The organism is Kitasatospora sp. NPDC028055, assembly GCF_040637885.1.
GTDB lineage: Bacteria > Actinomycetota > Actinomycetes > Streptomycetales > Streptomycetaceae > Kitasatospora.
On the sequence record NZ_JBEZXE010000013.1, the window covers coordinates 50,141 to 69,242 of the forward strand.

The 19,102-nt window shown below is 75.6% G+C and carries 6 protein-coding genes; 5 read left to right on the plus strand and 1 reads right to left on the minus strand.

The window, feature by feature from the left end; all coding sequences use genetic code 11:
• Positions 1-83 precede the first annotated feature (83 nt).
• Positions 84-782 (minus strand): helix-turn-helix transcriptional regulator, encoded by a 699-nt coding sequence (locus tag AB0F71_RS16310; RefSeq protein ID WP_360233789.1) that lies wholly within the window; start codon positions 780-782, stop codon positions 84-86.
• 378 nt (positions 783-1,160) lie between these two features.
• Between AB0F71_RS16310 and AB0F71_RS16315 the strand changes: the two genes are divergently transcribed.
• The 5 genes from AB0F71_RS16315 (at position 1,161) to AB0F71_RS16335 (ending at position 19,098) form a co-directional block, all read left to right on the plus strand.
• Complete coding sequence (locus AB0F71_RS16315; protein ID WP_360233792.1) at positions 1,161-3,101, plus strand: BTAD domain-containing putative transcriptional regulator; 1,941 nt, start codon at positions 1,161-1,163, stop codon at positions 3,099-3,101.
• Positions 3,102-3,211: 110 nt separating this feature from the next.
• Positions 3,212-6,118, plus strand: a complete 2,907-nt coding sequence (locus AB0F71_RS16320; protein WP_360233795.1) for a beta-ketoacyl synthase N-terminal-like domain-containing protein — start codon at positions 3,212-3,214, stop codon at positions 6,116-6,118.
• Entirely contained in the window at positions 6,115-11,481 is a 5,367-nt protein-coding gene (locus AB0F71_RS16325) for a type I polyketide synthase (protein WP_360233798.1), read from the plus strand. The genes AB0F71_RS16320 and AB0F71_RS16325 overlap by 4 nt, the downstream gene beginning before the upstream one ends.
• A gap of 64 nt (positions 11,482-11,545) precedes the next feature.
• A complete protein-coding gene (locus tag AB0F71_RS16330) occupies positions 11,546-15,739 on the plus strand; it encodes an amino acid adenylation domain-containing protein (protein ID WP_360233801.1) in 4,194 nt (1,397 codons plus the stop codon).
• The gene (locus tag AB0F71_RS16335; protein WP_360233804.1) at positions 15,736-19,098 is read left to right on the plus strand and encodes an amino acid adenylation domain-containing protein; all 3,363 of its coding nucleotides are present in this window, start codon (positions 15,736-15,738) and stop codon (positions 19,096-19,098) included. The genes AB0F71_RS16330 and AB0F71_RS16335 overlap by 4 nt, the downstream gene beginning before the upstream one ends.
• The last annotated feature ends 4 nt before the right edge of the window (positions 19,099-19,102 follow it).

A 19,102-nucleotide genomic window follows, 5' to 3' on the forward strand; every position in this document is an offset into this window, starting at 1 on the left:
TACGCCACGCTGGTTCGCGGCATCATCGGGAGTCTGTGCGAGCCCCCGGGAGGCTGTCGCCTCCCGGGTTGCTCAACCGTGGATCAGCTGGACACGAAGAGGTCCGGCAGGGCGTAGCCCAGCACCGCCCGGACGTCGTTGTCCGGGTGGTCGCCGTCCGGCGGCGCCAGCCGTAGCCGGACCACGACCCCCTCGCCCGCCACCACCCGCAGCGGCCCGGCGGTGGCGACCACCACCGCGTCCCGGCCGGTCCCGCCCGCGCGGGACACGGACTGGATCACCCAGGTGCCCTCGGGGACGTGCGGGATCCGCCACGCCCCGGCCTGCGCGATCCGGTGGCAGCGGGCCGGCCGGGCGGCGCGTCCGAGCTTGAGCTGCCCGCCGGGCGGCGCGGCGAACGCCGCCACGAACACCGGCTCGTCGACCAGCCCGTCGGACCGCTCCACCTGGCCCCGGACCGACCCGTACGCGCAGGCCGACTCCACGCCGCCGGCGACGAAGTCCACCGCCTCCGCGCCCAGCCTGGACAGCCGCCGGAACCGGCCCGGCGGTACGCCCACCTCCTTGGTGAACCGGGTGGTGAACGCCCCCACGCTGGTGTAGCCGCACCGGACGGCGATGTCGGCGACGCTGTCCGAGCTGCGCAGCAGCCGTCGCCGCGCCTCCTCCAGACGCACCGTGGTCAGGAACGACGCCGGCGGCAGACCGGTCTCCTGCCGGAACAGCCGCGCCATGTGGAACGGGCTCAGCCGCGCCATCTCCCCGAGTTCCGCCAGGGTCAACCCCTCGGCGTACCCCTCTCTTATTCCACTGACAACCCGTTCGATCTCCACTCTCATCGGAATCCCCCGTCGACCAACGGCCTTGCGGCCAGGATCAGTTCGAGACAGGGAAACAGAGGGCGGAGCCGCCGTCAAGGACCGTCCCGGCGAGCGCGACCGCCCGGTCGCGGACGTCCCGATCGTGGACGTCACCGACCGACACCACCGCCGCACACCGTGCGGCAAACCGGGCCTTCACCGAACCCTGAGTTTGCACACAACTGGAGCCGGTGACTCCGAACTCCACGGCAGTGAGCAATCTCGGCGGTGACGGGAATTCAACCGGAACAGCATAGTGAAGGCTCCGAACATTTCGGCGACCGAAGATCCGGGGGAAGAATGCACCTAGAGCTCTTGGGCCCGATGAGAATGTGGTACGCGGACCGCGAGGTCGTCCTCGGGCCGCCGAAGCAGCGGGCCGTCCTCGGATTGCTGGCGAGCCGACCGAACCAGGTGGCCGGTATCGACCAGATCATCGACGCGGTCTGGGGCACCGACGTCCCCCCGACCGCCGTCAACGGCGTCCACACGTACGTGGGCGGACTGCGCCGCGCGCTCGAACCGAACCGTGGACCACGCGAGTCCGGCGGACTCCTGGTATCGGCCGGCGGCGGCTACGCGCTGCGGCTCGACCCCGACGCGGTCGACGTGGACCGCTTCACCACGGAGCACACCCGGGCCCGCCGACTGCTCGCGGCCGGCGACCGGGACGGCGCGATCGCGGCCTACGAGAGCGCGCTGGCGCTCTGGCACGGCGACGCGTACGCCAACGTCCCCGGCCCGTTCGCCGCCCTGGAACAGGCCCGGCTGCACGAGCTGCGGCTCACCGCCGTCGAGGAGTGGGCCGAGGCCACCCTGGAGACCGGCCGGCACGCGGAGACCACCACCGTGCTCACCGACCTCGTCGCCAAGGAGCCGCTGCGCGAGCGGCTGCGCTGGCTGCTGATGCTCGCCCTGCACCGCGCCGGTCGACGCGCCCACGCGCTCACCGTCTACCGGCAGACCCGGCAGCTGCTCCAGGAGGAGCTCGGCATCGACCCCGGCGCCGAACTGCGCCGCCTCCACCAGCAGATCCTCGGCGACCACGCCGACCTGGACCTGCCCGCCCCCGGCCCCCGACCGCTCGCCCCGACCGTCCGGCCGATCGCCCCGCCGCTGGTCAAGCCCGCCCAACTCCCCCCCGGCACCCGCGACTTCACCGGCCGTACGGAGGAGCTGGCCCGGCTGCGGAACGTCGTCCTGCGCGAGCACGGCCGCTCCGAGCAGCACGCCGTGACCGCCGTGGTCGAGGGCCCGCCCGGCGTCGGCAAGACCGCCGTCGCACTGCGGCTGGCCCGCCAGCTCGCCGACCACTACCCCGAGGGCCAGCTCTACGTCGACCTGCGCGGCTCCCGCCCCGGCGAGGAGCCGGTCGACGCCCACGGCGCCCTCGCCCTGCTGCTGCGCAGCCTCGGCGTGGAGCAGGACCAGTTACCCCGGGGCCTGCCCGGCCGGACCACCCTGTTCCGCAGCCTGCTGCACGGGCGCAAGGTGCTGATCGTCGTCGACGACGCGCTGAACGCCGAACAGGTCCGCCCACTGGTCCCGCGCGGCCCCGCCTGCGTCCTGGTCACCAGCCGGCGGCGGCAGTTCGGCCTGGCCGCCCGCGACGGCGCCTACCGCCTCGAACTGGCCCCGCTGGCCCCCACCGAGTCCGTCGAACTGCTGACCCGGCTGCTCGGCGAGGACCGGGTGGCCGACCAGCAGGCGGCCGCCTACAGCCTCGCCCGGATCTGCGGCAACCTGCCGCTGGCCCTGCGGATCGCCGCCGTCGGCCTGGTCGCCAAACCCGCCGTCACCCTGGCCGAACTGGTCGACGACGCCGCCGACGACACCGCCCGGCTCGACCGCCTGGCCATCGAGGACGACGTCGCCGCGAGCCTGCGCAGTGCCTTCGCCGCCTCCGTCCGCTCGCTGACCGCGGAGGTCGCGCGGACCTTCAGCGCCCTCGGGCAGCACGGCAACGAGCTGATCACCGTCGAGCTCACCGCCGCCCTGACCGGCACCGACCGGGAGTCCGCCGCCCGCCGCCTGGCCGCCCTCGCCGACCACCACCTGCTCGAGGAGGTCGGCCGGGACCGCTACCGGTTCCACAACCTCATCGGCCTGTACGCCGCCGAGTGCGCCCGCGGCCAGCGGACCGACCGGGCCACCGCCCGCGACCGGCTCGACCGCGAGCCGGTCCCGGCCGACGACGAGCTGCCGGAGCTGGTCGCCTGCTCCACCGAGCGGGACGGCTGAGCAATATCGGAGATGCAATGCGTTCAACGGATCGTGCAGAATTTCAACCGCCCCGCCGACGGACCGGAAGAAACGCGGTGGCAAAGAACTCATCGGGGGAGCACGGGGTTATGCGGCGAATTGCACCCGAATTGTCGTCGGCGGCACGGCCGATAGCTGTCATCGGTTTATCCTGTCGACTTCCCGGTGCGCCTGATCCGGATTCCTTCTGGAATGCGCTGATAAACGCGCGGTCAGCGGTGTCCGAAGCCCCCGCAGACCGCTGGCGACGCGACGAGCCGCTGGCCGAGGACATCCGGTTCGGAGGCTTCCTCGACGGAATCGACCTGTTCGACGCCGACTTCTTCACCATCTCCCCCCGGGAGGCGGCCGCCACCGACCCGCAGCAGCGGCTGCTGCTGGAGCTCGGCTGGGAGGCCCTCGAGCACGCCGGGCTGCTCCCCGCCGCCCTGGCGGGCACTCCCACCGGCGTGTTCGTCGGCGCGATCCTCGACGACTACGCCGCCCTGACCGACCGTCTGGGCACGGCCGGGATCGATCGCCACACCCTCACCGGCACCCAGCGCGGCATCATCGCCAACCGGCTCTCGTACGTGCTCGGCCTGCGCGGCCCCAGCCTGGTCGTGGACAGCGGGCAATCCTCCTCGCTGGTCGCCGTCCACCTGGCCTGCGAGAGCCTTCGCCGCGGCGAGTCCGCGATCGCCCTGGCCGGCGGTGTCAACCTCAACCTGCTCGCGGACTCCACCCTCCGGGTCCTCCGGTTCGGCGGCCTCTCCCCCGACGGCCGCTGCCACACCTTCGACGACCGCGCCAACGGGTACGTCCGGGGCGAGGGCGGCGGCCTGGTCGTCCTGAAACCGCTGGACGACGCCCTCGCCGACGGCGACCGGATCCGGTGCGTGATCCTCGGCAGCGCCGTCAACAACGACGGCGCCTCCGAGGGCCTGACCGTACCGTCCGCCGCCGCCCAGGGCGAGGCCGTCCGGGCGGCCTGCCGCCAGGCCCGCGTCTCCCCCGCCGACCTCCAGTACGTCGAACTGCACGGCACCGGCACCCGGGTCGGCGACCCGATCGAGGCCGCCGCCCTGGGCGAGGCCGTCGGCGCCGTCCGCCCCGCCGGCGACCCGTTGCTGGTCGGCTCGGCCAAGACCAACGTCGGTCACCTGGAGGGCGCCGCCGGGATCGTCGGCCTGCTGAAGACCGCCCTCAGCCTCGAGCACCGGCTGCTGCCCGCCAGCCTCAACCACGAGCGGCCCAACCCGGACATCCCGACCGAGGCGCTCAACCTCGCCGTGGTCCGCGAGACCCGGCCCTGGCCGGATCCGCGGCGCCGACTCCTGGCCGGGGTCAGCTCGTTCGGGGTTGGCGGCACCAACTGCCACGTGGTGCTGGCCGCGCCCGAAGCCCTGCTCGACGCCGAAGCCTCCGTCGACGCCGACGGTTCCGACGGCGCCCCGGACCCGGCGCCCGTGGTCTGGCTGCTCTCCGGCCGCAGCCCCGCCGCGCTGGGCGGCCAGGCCCGCCGGCTGCTGGTGTTCGCCCAGCACCGGCCCGAACTCGACCCGGCCGCCGTCGGCCATGCCCTCGCGACCACCCGTACGGCCTTCCCCGACCGCGCCGCGGTCATCGGCACCGACCGGGCCACCCGGCACGCCGCGCTCGCCGCGCTCGCCGAAGGCCGTACGGCCTCCGGGCTGCTCACCGGCACCGCGACCGGCGGCACGGTCGCCCTGCTGTTCCCCGGCCGGGGCGTCGGGTGGCGCGGCATCTTCGCGGAGCCCGTCCTGGACCACCTGACCGCCACCGAACCGGTGTTCGCCGGCCGGCTGGCCGACTGCGCGGACGCGCTCGCCCCGCACACCGACTGGTCGCTGATGGACCTGCTGCGGGCCGGCACCGCCGCCGACCCGGCCCTGCTCGCCCGGGAGGACGTCGCCCGGTCGACGCTGTTCGCGCTCACCACCGCCCTCGCGGAGCTCTGGCGCCGGGCCGGCGTCCGCCCCGACGCGGTCCTCGGCACCGGCGACGGCGAACCCGCCGCCGCCCACGCCGCCGGGGCGCTCACCCTCGACGAGGCCGCCCGGCTGGCCGCCCGCCCTCGACCGGTGCCGGGCGCCGGGCCCGACGCCGGGCCCACCGCCGGGCCCACCGCCGCGTACTGGCGGCACGGCGTACCGAGCCGGGGCCCCCTCGACAAGGCCGTCGACACCCTGCTGGCCGACGGTCACACCGTCCTGCTGGAGCTCGGCCCGCTCGAGCGGGCCGCCACCGGCACCGGTCGACGGGCCTTCACCGGCAGCGCGCTGCGCCCCGGCCCCGCCGACCCGGCCGGCTTCCGCACCGCGCTCGCCGAGGCGCACCTCCACGGAGCCCCGGTCGACTGGGCCGCCGTCCTGGGCAGCGCGCCCGCCCGCCGGATCGACCTGCCGACGTACGCCTTCCAGCGCGAGCGGCACTGGCTCGACGAGGCCCCGCCCGCCCGACCGGCCCCGGCGCCCGCCCGACCGGCCCCGGCGCCCGCCACCGAGGAGCCCGCGCCCACGGCCGCCCCCGAAGGCCCGCGCCGGGTCCGGGAGCTGGTGACCGCCCACGCCGCCACCGTCCTCGGCCGCGCGGCCGCCGACCTGCCCACCGGCGTGCCCTTCCGCGACCTCGGCTTCGACTCGCTCGGCCTCGAGGAGCTGCTCGAACTGCTCGGCGTCGACCTCGACCTCGACCTGCCGACCGTGCTCGTCTACGACCACCCCACCCCGGAGGCCCTCGCCGAGCACCTGGACACCCTGCTCGCCGACCCGGCCGAGGCCGCCCCGACCCTGCTCGACCGGATCGACGCCCTGGGCCCCGACCTCGCCGCCGAGACCGACGGGGCCACCCGCGGCGCCGCGGCGGCCCGTCTGCGCGCCCTGCTCCGGCAGATCGACCCGCCCGAGGCGACGAACGACGGCCTGGCCCAGGCCATCCTCTCCGCCACCACCGAAGAGATTCTCGATCTCATCGACAACAGAGGCCAACAGTGACGAACGCGGACCGGCTCAGCACGTACCTGAAGAAGGTCACCCTCGATCTCTACGCGACGGAAGCCCGGCTGCGCGAGACCGAGGAGCGGGCCACCGAACCGATCGCCGTGGTCGGGATCGGCTGCCGCCTCCCCGGCGGCGTCGAGACCCCCGAGGACCTCTGGCAGCTCCTGGTCGACGGCCGCGACGCCGTCACCGACTTCCCCGCCGACCGCGGCTGGGACGTCGAGGGCCTCTACCACCCCGAACCCGGCCGCCCCGGCTCGACGTACACCCGCAGCGGCGGATTCCTGCACGGCGCCGCCGAGTTCGACGCCTCCTTCTTCGGCATCTCCCCGCGCGAGGCGGCCGCCGCCGACCCGCAGCAGCGGCTGCTGCTGGAGACGGCCTGGGAGGCCGTCGAGCGGGCGGGCGTCGACCCGGCCTCGCTGCGCGGCAGCGCCACCGGCGTCTTCGTCGGGCTCAGCCACAACGGCTACGGCGGCACCCTGGCCGAGTCCACCGGGGACTCGGCCGGCTACCTGCTCACCGGCACCTCCGACGCCGTCGCCTCCGGCCGGATCGCGTACACCCTCGGCCTGACCGGCCCCGCCGTCACCTTCGACACCGCCTGCTCCTCCTCCCTGGTCGCCGTGCACCAGGCGTGCCGGTCGCTGCGCTCCGACGAGTGCGACCTGGTGCTGGCCGGCGGCGCCTCGGTGATGCCGCACCCCGGCATGTTCCTGGAGTTCGCCCGCCAGCGCGGTCTGGCCCCCGACGGCCGCTGCAAGCCCTTCGCCGCCGCCGCCGACGGCACCGGCTGGAGCGAGGGCGCCGTGATGCTGGCCCTCGAGCGGCTCTCCACCGCGCAGCGCGAGGGCCACCCCGTGCTGGCCGTGATCCGCGGCTCCGCGATCAACCAGGACGGCGCCAGCAACGGCCTCACCGCGCCCAGCGGCACCGCCCAGACCCGGGTCATCCGCAAGGCCCTGGAGGCCGCCGGGCTCACCCCGTCCGAGGTCGACGTGGTCGAGGCGCACGGCACCGGCACCGTCCAGGGCGACCCGATCGAGGCCGGCGCCCTGATCGCCGCGTACGGCGGCGAGCGGCGCGGCAGGGCGGCGGACCTGCTGGTCGGCTCGCTGAAGTCCAACCTCGGCCACACCCAGGCGGCGGCCGGTGCGGCGGGCATGGTCAAGATGGTGCTGGCGATGCGGCACGGGATCGTCCCGGCCACGCTGCACACCGACCGGCCGACCCCGCACGTCGACTGGGAGGGCAGCCGGATCGCGCTCGTCCCCGAGCCCATCGCCTGGCCCGCCGCCGAGCGGCCGCGCCGCTGCGCGGTCTCCTCCTTCGGCATCAGCGGCACCAACGCCCACCTGATCCTGGAACAGGCCCCCGCCACCGAGCAGACCCCCGCCACCGAGCAGGCCCCCGCGCCGCACCCCGTCCCGGTGACGCTGGCCGCCCGTGACGCCGGCGCGCTGCGCGCCCAGGCCGACCGGCTGCGTAACCGGCTCGCCGCCGACCCGGCGGCGCAGCCCCGCGACCTCGGCCGCTCGCTGGCCACCGGCCGCACCCTGTTCGAGCACCGCGCGACGCTGCTCGCCGAGGGCCGCGAGGACCTGCTGACCGGCCTGGCCGCGCTGGCCCGCGGCGAGGACCCGGCCGGGGCCGTGCGCGGCGTGGCCCGCCCCGGCCGGACCGCCTTCCTGTTCTCCGGCCAGGGCGCCCAGCGGCCCGGCACGGGCCGTGAACTCCACGCCGCCTTCCCGATGTTCGCGGACGCCTTCGACGAGGCCTGCTCGCTGCTCGACCCCCTGCTCGACCGCCCGCTGCGCGACCTGGTGTTCGCCGAGGAGTCCGAGGAGTCCTCCGCCCTGCTGGAGCGGACGGGCTACGCGCAGCCCGCGCTGTTCGCGCTGGAGACCGCGCTGTACCGGCTGGTCCGTTCCTTCGGCGTCGAGCCGGACTTCCTGCTCGGCCACTCGGTGGGCGAGCTGAGCGGCGCGTACGCCGCCGGGGTGCTGTCCCTGCCGGACGCCTGCGCGCTGGTCGGCGCGCGCGCCCGGCTGATGCAGGCCGCCCCCGGGAACGGGGCCATGGTGCAGGTGGAGGCCACCGAGGAGGAGCTGGCGCAGACCCTGGCCGCCGAGCCCGCCGTGTCCGTCGCCGCCGTCAACTCCCCCGGGGCGACGGTCGTCTCCGGCGAGGAGCAGGCGGTGCTGCGGGTGGCCGCCGCCTGGGCCGCGCGCGGCCGCACCACCACCCGGCTGCGGGTCAGCCACGCCTTCCACTCCGCCCAGATGGACCCGGTGCTCGACGACTTCCGCAGCGCCGCCGCCGGTCTCGAGTTCCGCCCGGCGCGGATCCCCCTGGTCTCCAACCTCACCGGCCTGCCCGTCACCCCCGAGCAGCTGCGCTCGCCCGGTCACTGGGCCGACCAGCTCCGCCGCCCGGTCCGCTTCCTGGCCGGCGTACGGCACCTGGCGGGCCAGGGCGTCGCCAACTGGCTGGAACTGGGCCCCGGCGCGACCCTGACCGGCCTGGTCAAGCAGAGCGGCGTCCAGGGCCGCACCGAGGGCGCGGTGACGGTGCTGCGCCGCGGCCGTCCCGAGGTCCGCACCCTGCTGGCCGCGCTGGCCCGGCTGCAGGCGGACGGCGTGGCGGTGCGCTGGCCCGAGGAGCTGTACGGGCCCGGGGCGCGCCGGATCGACCTGCCCACCTACCCGTTCCAGCGCCGCCGGCACTGGCTGGAGCCGGTGGCCGCGGGGCCGCGCGCGGCCGAGGGGCACCCGCTGCTGGGTGCCGAGATCGAGCTCGCCGACACGGCCGAGCGCCGGTTCGGGCAGACCCTCACCACCGAACGCCCCTGGTACGTGGGCGGCCACCGGCTCGGCGCGGGCGCGGTGCTGCCCGCCAGCGCGATGCTCGAGTGGGTGCTGGCCGCCGGCCGGGCCGGCCGCGACGGCGGCCCGGCGGGCTGGACGGTCACCGACGCGGCCTTCACCAGCTTCCTGCCGGTACCCGACGGTGGCGCCGTGACCGTGCAGACCGTGATCGGCGAGGACGGCCGGATCCGCTGCCTCGGCCGGTCCGCCCCGGGCGGCGCCTGGACCTCCCACGTGACGGCGACCGTCGCCCCCGGCGGCGCTCCCGCGCCCGCCCCCGTCGACCCGGACGGCCTGCGGGACGGGATGACCGAGCTGGACCCGGCCCGACTGTACGAACGCTTCACCCGGGTCGGGCTGGACTACGGCCCGCCGTTCCGCGCGATCACCCGGGCCTGGCGCGACGGCCACCGGGCGCTCGCCCTGGTCGACGTGACCGGCCGGGCCGAGCCGGAGGACGGCGTGCTGCACCCGGTGGTGCTGGACGCCTGCGTGCAGAGCGTCGGGGCGTTCACCGAGGAGGAGCCCGACCCGTGGGTGCCGACCGGACTGGCCGCGCTCACCGTGTACGACCGGCTGCCCGAGCGGCTCTGGTGCCTGGCCCGCTGGCAGCGCGCCGAGGGGGCGGCCGAGGGCACCCTCGACCTCGACCTGCTGGCCGAGGACGGCGCGCCGCTCGCCACCGTCCGGGGCCTGCGGATGCGGGCCGTCCCGCGCGGCGCCTTCCCGTCCGCACCGGTCGGGCCCGGCCGGTACACCGTCCGGTGGCAGCCCCTCGCGGCGCGCGACGCCGAGGCCACCGCCCCGTCCGGCAGCTGGACGGTGCACACCGTGGACGCTGAACTCCCCTCCCGAACCGAGCAGTTGACGGTGGATGCCGAGAGCACGGTCCCCCGCGGCCTGCTGATCCGGCTGGCCCCCGGCGCGACCGGAGCGACCGGAGCGACCGGAGCGACAGAGCCTTCCCTCGCGATGGACCGGGCCACCGCCCTGGCCGAGTCGGTGCTCGACGCGGTCGCCGCCTTCCTGCGCGACCACGCCGCGGGCCGGCCGGACCTGGTGCTGTGCACCACCGGCGCCACCGCCCCGCGCCCGGGCACCGACGATCCGGACGTCCGGCAGGCCCCGGCCGCCGGTCTGCTGCGCGCCGTCCTGGCCGAGTACCCCGACGTCCGCTGCGTGCAGCTGGACCTGGATCCGGCCGCCCCCACCCCCGAACCGGCCGAACTGCTGCGGCTGGCCGCGCGGTTGCCCGGCTCCGGGCACCTCGCCGTCCGCGACGGACAGTGGTACGAGGCCCGCCTGCGCGAGCAGGCCCCGGCCCCGGCCGATCCGCTGCCGGTCCGCCCCGACGGCAGCTACCTGATCACCGGCGGCCTGGGCGCGCTCGGCCTGGCCACCGCGGCCCTGCTGGCCGACCGGGGCGCCCGCTGCCTGCTGCTGACGGGCCGCCGGGTGCCCGCCACGGAGCCCGCCGAGGTGGCGCGGCTGCGCGCGGCGGGCGTCCGGGTCGAGATGGTGGCCGCCGACGTCACCGACCCGTCGGCGGTGGCCGCCCTGGTCGCCTCCACCGGCGACCGGCTGCCCCCGCTGCGCGGTGTGGTGCACGCCGCCGGTGTGCAGTCCGAGGTCGTGCTGGAGCACCAGGACGCCGCCGAACTGCGCCGGATCATGGACCCGAAGGTCCGCGGCGGCTGGCTGCTGCACCGGGCCACCGCCGGTCTGGACCTGGACTTCTTCGTCTTCTACTCCTCGATCGCCTCGGTCTTCGGCGCCCCCGGCCAGGCCGGCTACGTCGCGGGCAACGCCTTCCTGGACGCGCTGGCCGAGCACCGGCGCCACCACGGACTGCCCGCCCTGGGCGTCAACTGGGGCCCGTGGGAGGAGTTCGGCATGGCGGCCACCCCGGAGATCCTGGCCCGTTTCGCCGCCACCGGCATCGCCCCGCTGCCCGCCGACCAGGCACTGACCCTGCTCGGCACCCTGGGCGGCGCGGCGCACACCACGGTGGTCGCGGTGGACTGGGCGCGCTTCGCCACCGGCCCCGGCCGCTCCTCGTACACCCTGCTGGCCGACCTGCGGCCGGCGGGCGCGGGCGGCGGCGTCGAGCAGGACGCGTCGGACCCGGACCGGATCCGCGAACTGGCCCTGCTGGCGGCGACCGACCCGGCCAGGACCCGGGAGACCGTGCTGACCGAGCTGCTGGCCCGCACCGCCCGGACGCTCGGCCTGACCGAGGCCGAACGGGAGGAGCTGCGACCGGAGTTCGCCGACCGCCGGATGAACAAGCTGGGCTACGACTCGCTCACCATCATCCAGCTGCGCAACCGGCTGCAGGCCGACTTCGGCGCCTTCGTGCCGACCGAGGTCCTCTTCTCCAGCACCGGCGGCGAGATCACCGACCTGGTGTGCCGCCAGCTGACCGCCCTGTCCGTCCTGGCCGACGACGGCTTCGACGACGACGCCGACACCGAGGTGCTGACCCTGTGATCCCCTCCCCCCGGCCCGCCGCCCGGCCCCGCCCCGACACCCTGCTGGACAAGGAGCTACCGCTGTGAGTGCAACCGCCACGACGGCCGTGGCCGACCTGCTCGACGAGCTCGCCCGTACCGGCATCCGGCTGCGCGCCACCGAGGACGGCCGGCTGGAGGTCAAGGCCCCGGCCGGCCGGCTGACCGCCGAGCTGCGCGACCGGATCGGCCGCCTCAAGCCCGAACTGCTCTCCTGGCTCGGCTCGTTGGAAACCGAGCGGCCGGCCGACGCGGTGCTGCCGCAGGTGGTGCCGGACGTGGCCTCCCGGTACGAGCCGTTCGCGCCCTCCGACCTGCAGGCGTCGTTCATGATCGGCAGCCGGGAGGGCTTCGAGTACTACGTCCGCCCGCACCAGTACTTCGAGTACGAGGTCGAGGACCTGGACCCGGAACGGCTGGAGGCCGCCCTCAACGCCGAACTCCACCACCAGCGCCACAACCTGGTGGTGGTCCGGGACGACATGCGGCTGGAGGCCGTCCGCGACCCGGCCCCGGCCCCGCTGCCGGTGCTGGACGTCCGGCACCTGCCGGAAGCCGAAGCGATGCGGGAGGTCGAGCGGGTCCGGCGGGAGATGGAGGACACCGAGCCGGTGCACGACAGCTGGCCATGGGTGGACCTGCGGCTCAGTCGGCTCCCCGGCGGCCGCGCCCGCCTGCACCTCAACAACAACAACCTGTTCAGCGACGCCCCCTCGCTGCTCCGCTTCATCCCGGTGATCCTCCGCCGCTACCGCGAACCCGACTGGGCCCCGGCCGAGTTGGAGATCACCTTCCGCGAGTGCGTGCAGGCGCTGGCCGAGCTGGAGGAGTCCGCGCCGGGCCGGGCCGCCCGGGCCTACTGGACCGAGCGGATCGCCGACTGGCCGGAGGCGCCGCCGGTGCCGCTGGCCGCCGACGCCGACCCGCGCTGCCGGTCCGACCTGCGACGGCGCGAGCTGCTGTTCGAGCCGCAGGTGTGGGCGGCGCTCAAGGAGAAGGCCGCCGCCCGCAACCTGACCACCACCAACGTGCTGTCGGCGGTGCACGCCGAGGTGCTCTCGTACTGGAGCGGCTCGCGGCACTTCCTGCTGAACAACATGATCACCCACCGGCTGCCGCTGCACCACCAGATGCCGGATGTGCTGGGCAACTTCGCCTCGCTCTACCCGCTGGAGGTGGACTGGCGCCCCGAGGAGTCCTTCGAGGACCGGGTCCGCCGCCTCCAGGCCCGGGTGCTGGCCGACGTCGAGCACTGCCACTGGAGCGGCGTCAAGGTGCTCCAGGCGCTCAACCAGGCCCGCCGCACCCCCGGCCGGGCGGTCTGCCCGTTCGCGATCGGCAGCGCGCTGTTCGTCGGCAAGCAGGAGCGGCCGGTCGCCAGCCGCCTGGAGACCCCGCAGACCCTGATCGACTGCGAGTTCTGGGACCTGACGGACGGTCGGCTCTGGGTGGTCTGGGACGTCATCGAGACGATGTTCCCGGCCGGGCTGATCGACGCCATGGAGCAGGGCTACCGGAGCATGGTGGCGCGGCTCGCCGCCTCCGACGACGCCTGGACCACCGTCGCCTTCGACCTGCTGCCGGAGAGCCACCGGGAGCTCCGTGCGGCCCTCAACCGGCCCTCCTGCCAACCGCCTTCGGGGCTGCTGCACCACCCGCTGCGCAGCTGGGCCGAGCAGCGGCCCGCCCACCCGGCGGTCCGCGCCGGCGACGGCACCCTGGACTACCGGGAGCTGCGGGCCGAGACGGACCGGGTGGCCGCCCTGCTGCGGGCCGCCGGCACCCGTCCCGGCCGGCTGGTCGGCGTGGTGCTGCCCAAGGGCCGGTTCCAGATCGCCGCCGTCCTCGGCGCGCTCGCCGCGGGCGCCGCGTACGTGCCGCTCGACCCGGCCTGGCCGGACGAGCGGCTGCGCGCCGTGCTCGGCGACGCCGCCCCCGACGCCGTCCTGGCCGCCCCGGCCGACCGCGACCGGATCGCCGTGCTGACCCCCGCGCCGGTGCTGGACGTCACCGCGCCGGCCCCCGCCGACCCGGCGCCCGCCGCGCCCGAGGCCGCGCCGACCGACCTGGCGTACGTGATCTACACCTCCGGCTCCACCGGCCGCCCGAAGGGCGCGATGCTCGACCACCGGGGGCCGCTGAACACCGTCGCCGAGATCAACCGCCGGTTCGGCGTCACCGCCTCCGACGTGCTGTTCGGGGTGTCCTCGCTCTGCTTCGACCTGTCGGTCTACGACGTCTTCGGCGCGCTGCGGGCCGGCGCCACCCTGGTGCTGCCGGAGTCCGGCGAGCCCGACCCGGCGGCCTGGCTCGCCGCGGTGCGCGAGCACGGGGTGACGGTGTGGAACACCGTCCCGGCGCTGATGCAGCTGCTGGTCGAGGAGGCGGAGGCGACCGGCGCCACCTGCCCGTCACTGCGCACCGTGCTGCTCAGCGGCGACTGGATCCCGGTCGACCTGCCGGACCGGATCCGGGCGGTCGCCCCGAACGCGGCCGTGATCGGGCTGGGCGGCGCCACCGAGGCGTCGATCTGGTCGATCTGCCACCCGATCCACGAGGTCGGGGCCGACTGGACCTCGATCCCGTACGGCCGTCCGCTGGCCAACCAGACCTGGCACGTCCTCGACGAGTACGGCCGCCCCGCCCCGACCTGGGTCACCGGCCAGCTGCACATCGGCGGCGTCGGCCTGGCCCTCGGCTACCTGGGCGACGAGGAGCGCACCCGGGCCGCGTTCGTCACCCACCCGGTGACCGGCGAGCGGCTCTACCGCACAGGGGACCTGGGCCGCTACCTGCCCAGCGGCGAGATCGAGTTCCTCGGCCGGGCCGACCACCAGGTGAAGATCCAGGGCTTCCGGATCGAGCCGGGCGAGGTCGAGCACGCGCTCGCCGAACTCCCCTCCGTCGCCCGCGCCACCGTGGTGGCCCACCGCACCGACTCCGGCATGCAGCTGGCCGCGTACGTGACGCCCGCCCCGGGCGGGCCCGAGCCCACGCCGGAGGAGCTGGCCGCCCGGCTCGCCGACCGGCTGCCCCGCTACCTGGTGCCGAGCCGGATCAGCGTCCTGGACCGGCTGCCGCTGACCGCCAACGGCAAGCTCGACCGCGCCGCCCTGCAGGCGCTGGCCGCCGAGGACGCGGCCACCCCCCGCCCGTACACCGCGCCCCGCACGCCGCTGGAGGCCGCGCTGGCCGAGATCTGGGCCGCCGTGCTGGGCACCGGCCGGGTCGGCGTCCACGAGGACTTCTTCGCGCTCGGCGGGCAGTCGTTCACCGCGCTGCGGGTGATCGGCCGGATCGCCCACGGCCTGGGCCGCCGCGTCCCGCTCGGCACGCTGCTGGAGCGGCGCACCGTCGCCGGGCTGGCCCAGTGGCTGGAGGCCGGGGAGACCGCCTGGTCGCCGCTGGTGACCCTGCGGGAGGGGCCGGAGAACCCCTGGTTCCTGGTCCACCCGGCGGGCGGCAACGTGCTCTGCTACCGCGAGCTCGCGGACCGCCTCGGCGGCGCCTGCCACGCCCTCCAGGCCCCGGCCCACCCGCCGGAGACGATGGCCGAGCTGGTCACCCTGTACGTGGACGCGCTGCGCGAGGTCCGCCCGCACGGGCCGTACCTGCTCGGCGGCTGGTCCTCCGGCGCGGTGATCGCCGCCGCCCTGGCCGAGCGGCTGGAGTCGCTGGGCGAGCGGGTGGAGCGGCTGGTGGTGATCGACGCGCCGGCCCCGCTGGAGGCGCGCGAGCCGGAGCCGCTCGACCTGCCGCGCTGGTTCCTGGAGGACCTGGACCTCGGCCTCGACCCGGCCGCCGCCGACCCGGACGCGCTCAAGCTGCTCTCCGAGGCAGCCGAACCGGCCGACCCCGCCGACCCCGCCGTCGCGGCCGTCGCGGACGGGACCGGCGCACTGCTGCACCGGCTGGCGGGCCCCGGCGCGGACCTCGGCCCCGCCGAACTGGCCGCCGCGTACACGGTGTTCCGCGCCGTGGTGCTCGCCTGCAACCGCTACACCGCGACCCGCACGGGCGCGGACGTCACGGTGGTCCGGGCGACCGAGGGCACGGTCTCCGAGTTCGCCGACCACCCGTACACCGCCGAACCCGCCTGGGGCTGGTCGGCCCTCACCCACGGCCGGGTCACGGCCACCGGGGTGCCCGGCACCCACCACACCCTCCTCACCGGGCCGTCGGCCGGCGCCGTCGCGCACGCGATCACCCGGTCCACCGCGAAGGACGATTCCCGATGACCGAGGACCTGCTCGCCGAACTGCACCGGCGCGGCATCAAACTCCGGCTGGCCGACGACCGCCTCGACGTCGTCGCCCCGGCCGGCTCGCTCACCCCGGAGCTCCGCGACCGGCTGAAGGCGAGTCGCGACGACCTGCTGGCCGTGCTGCGCGGCGTGGCCGCCGGGGAGGCCCGCCCGGCGCTGGTGCCCCGGCCCGCCGAGCGGCACGAGCCGTTCCCGCTCACCGACATCCAGCACGCCTACTGGGTCGGCCGCCGCCCGGCCGTCGAGCTCGGCGGCGTCGCCACCTACCTCTACACCGAGCGCGAGCGCACCGGCCTCGACCTCGAACGGCTCCAGGACAGCCTGCGCAGGGTGATCGCCCGGCACGACATGCTGCGCGCCGTGATCACCTCGGACGGCCGCCAGCAGGTGCTGCCCGAGGTGGAGCCGTACCGGATCGCCGTCGACGACCTGCGCGGCCTGCCCGAACAGCAGCAGGCCGCGCGGCTCGCCGCGACCCGGGAGCAGATGGACCACCAGGTGCTGCCCACCGACCGCTGGCCGCTGTTCGACGTCCGTGCCTCGCTGCTGGACGACGACGTGGTCCGGCTGCACGTCGGCCTGGACATCCTGGTCGTCGACGGGTTCAGCATGTACGTGCTGTTCGGCGACTGGCGGCGCTTCTACGAGCAGCCCGACTGGACCCCCGAGCCGCTCGAACTCTCCTTCCGGGACGTGGTCCTGGCCGAGGAGGAGGCCCGGGACAGCGCCCGGCACCAGGCCGCCGAGGAGTACTGGCGGGCCCGCGTGCCGGAGCTGCCGGCCGCACCCGCGCTGCCGCTGGCCGTGCAGCCCGGCGTGCTCGGCCGGCCCCGGTTCACCCACCACCACGGCCGGATGCCCGCCGCCCGCTGGCGCGCCGTCAAGGCGGCCGCCCGGGCCCGCGGCCTGACCCCGTCCACGGTGCTCATGACCGGCTACGCCGAGGTGCTGCGCCAGTGGTCCCAGCAGCCCGACTTCACGCTCAACCTGACGCTGCTGAACCGCCCGCCGGTGCACCCCCGGATCGACAGCCTGGTCGGCGACTTCACCTCCACCGTGCTGCTGGCCGCCCCGGACGCCCCCGGCGAGCCGTTCGCCGCCCGGGTCCGGGCGATGCAGGAGCAACTGCTCCGCGACGTGGACCACGCCGAGTTCAGCGGCGTCCGGGTGCTGCGCGAGCGCGCCAGGGCGGGCGGCGGCGGTCTCGGCGCGGGCATGCCCGTGGTGTTCACCGCGATGATCGCCGGGAACGAGGACGAGGACCCGTCCGCCGGCATGGAGTTCTTCGGCCGACTGGTGCACCAGATCAGCCAGACCCCGCAGGTCTGGCTGGACCACCAGGTCACCGAGGAGCACGGCGACCTGGTCTACAACTGGGACGCGGTGGACGAGCTGTTCCCTGCCGGACTGGTGGACGAGATGTTCGCCGCCTTCGGCGCGGTGCTGGACCGGCTGGCCGACGACCCGGCGGTCTGGGACGCCACGGCGCTGGTCGGCCTGCCCGCCGCCCAGGCCGCGGAGCGCGCCCGGATCAACGCCACCGAGCAGCCGATCCCCGAGCTGACGCTGTACGGGCTGGTCGCCGAGAGCGCCCGCCGCACCCCGGACGCGGTCGCCGTGATCACCGCCTCGGGCTCCCACACCTACCGCGAACTACTCGATGAGGCCCACCGGTTGGCCCGGGTGCTGCAGTCCCGCGGGGTGCGCCCCGGCGAGCTGGTCGGCGTGGTCCTGGACAAGGGCTTCGACCAGGTCGCCGCCGTGCTCGGGGTGGCCGCCTCGGGCGCCGCGTACCTGCCGGTCGACCCCGGCTGGCCCGCCGAGCGCCGCCGCCGGCTGCTGGAGCAGGGCGGGGTGAAGCTGGTGGTGACCACCGCGCGTCCGGCCGACGGGGCGGGCCTGCCGGACGGGGTGCGGGTGCTGTCCCCCGCCGACGAGGAGGTCCGCACCGCCGACACCGCCGCGCCCCCGCACCACCCGGCGCCCGCCGACCTGGCGTACGTGATCTTCACCTCGGGCTCCACCGGGCGGCCCAAGGGCGTGATGATCGACCACCGGGCCGCGGCCAACACCATCCAGGACCTCAACACCCGCTTCGGCGTGGGCCCCGAGGACCGGGTGCTGGCACTGTCCGCGCTCAGCTTCGACCTCTCGGTGTACGACGTGTTCGGCATCCTGGCGGCGGGCGGGGCCGTGGTCCTGCCCGCCGCCGACCGGCTGCACGACCCCGCGCACTGGGAGGAGCTGATCCGCCGTCACCGGGTCACCGTGTGGAACTCCGTCCCCGCGCTGATGCAGGCGCTGACCGAGAGCCCCACCGCCGGCCCGGAGCCGACGGCGCTGCGGCTGGTCCTGCTCAGCGGCGACTGGATCCCGGTCGGACTGCCGCACGCAGTCCGCACCGCGCACCCGCACGCGCGGGTGATCGGCCTCGGCGGCGCCACCGAGGCGTCGATCTGGTCGATCCACCACCCGATCGGCGAGGTCCCCGCGGACTGGACCCGGATCCCGTACGGCCGTCCGCTGGCCAACCAGCGGACGTACGTCCTGCACCAGGACTTCCGCCCCTGTCCGGTGTGGACGCCCGGCGAGATCTTCATCGGCGGCGCGGGCCTGGCCCGCGGCTACTGGGCCGACGAGGAGCGCACCGCCGAACGGTTCGTCACCCACCCGGTCACCGGCGAGGCCCTCTACCGGACCGGCGACCTGGGCCGCTACCTGCCCGGCGGCGACATCGACTTCCTCGGCCGGATGGACTTCCAGGTCAAGCTGAACGGCTACCGGATCGAGCTCGGCGAGATCGAGGCCGCGCTGCGCGCCCAGCCCGGCGTCGCCGAGGCGCTGTGCTCGCTGCGCACCAACCCGCGCACCGGCCGCCGCCAGCTCGTCGCCCACATCGTCGGGGCGCCCGGCGACCCGACCGACGCCGACACCCTCAGGGCCGCCATGGAGCGGCTGCTGCCGGGCTACATGGTGCCGCACCACCTGATGTTCATCGAGCGGCTGCCGCTCAGCGCGAACGGCAAGGTGGACCGCGCGGCGCTGCCCGAGCCCTGGCAGGACGGCGAGGGCGAGGCGGCCGTCGCCCCGCGCGACGAGATGGAGCAGCGGCTGCTGCGGCTGTGGGCCGAGACCCTCGGCGACCAGAAGTTCGGGGTGCACGACAACTTCTTCGAACTCGGTGGCGACTCGCTGCACGCGGTGCGGATCATCGCCCAGATCCGCGCCGAGCTCGGCATCGTGCAGGACGCCGAGGAGGACCTGGAGATGCTGTTCGACAACCCGACGGTCGCCGAGCTGGCCCGCACCCTGTCCGAGCGGGTGGGTCGCTGATCCG

What these genes read in the sequence shown, in the direction of transcription:
- AB0F71_RS16315 (WP_360233792.1), top strand. Translation starts at nt 1,161, where the DNA reads ATGCACCTAGAGCTCTTGGGCCCGATGAGAATGTGGTACGCGGACCGC.
- AB0F71_RS16335 (WP_360233804.1), top strand. Translation starts at nt 15,736, where the DNA reads ATGACCGAGGACCTGCTCGCCGAACTGCACCGGCGCGGCATCAAACTC.
- AB0F71_RS16320 (WP_360233795.1), top strand. Translation starts at nt 3,212, where the DNA reads ATGCGGCGAATTGCACCCGAATTGTCGTCGGCGGCACGGCCGATAGCT.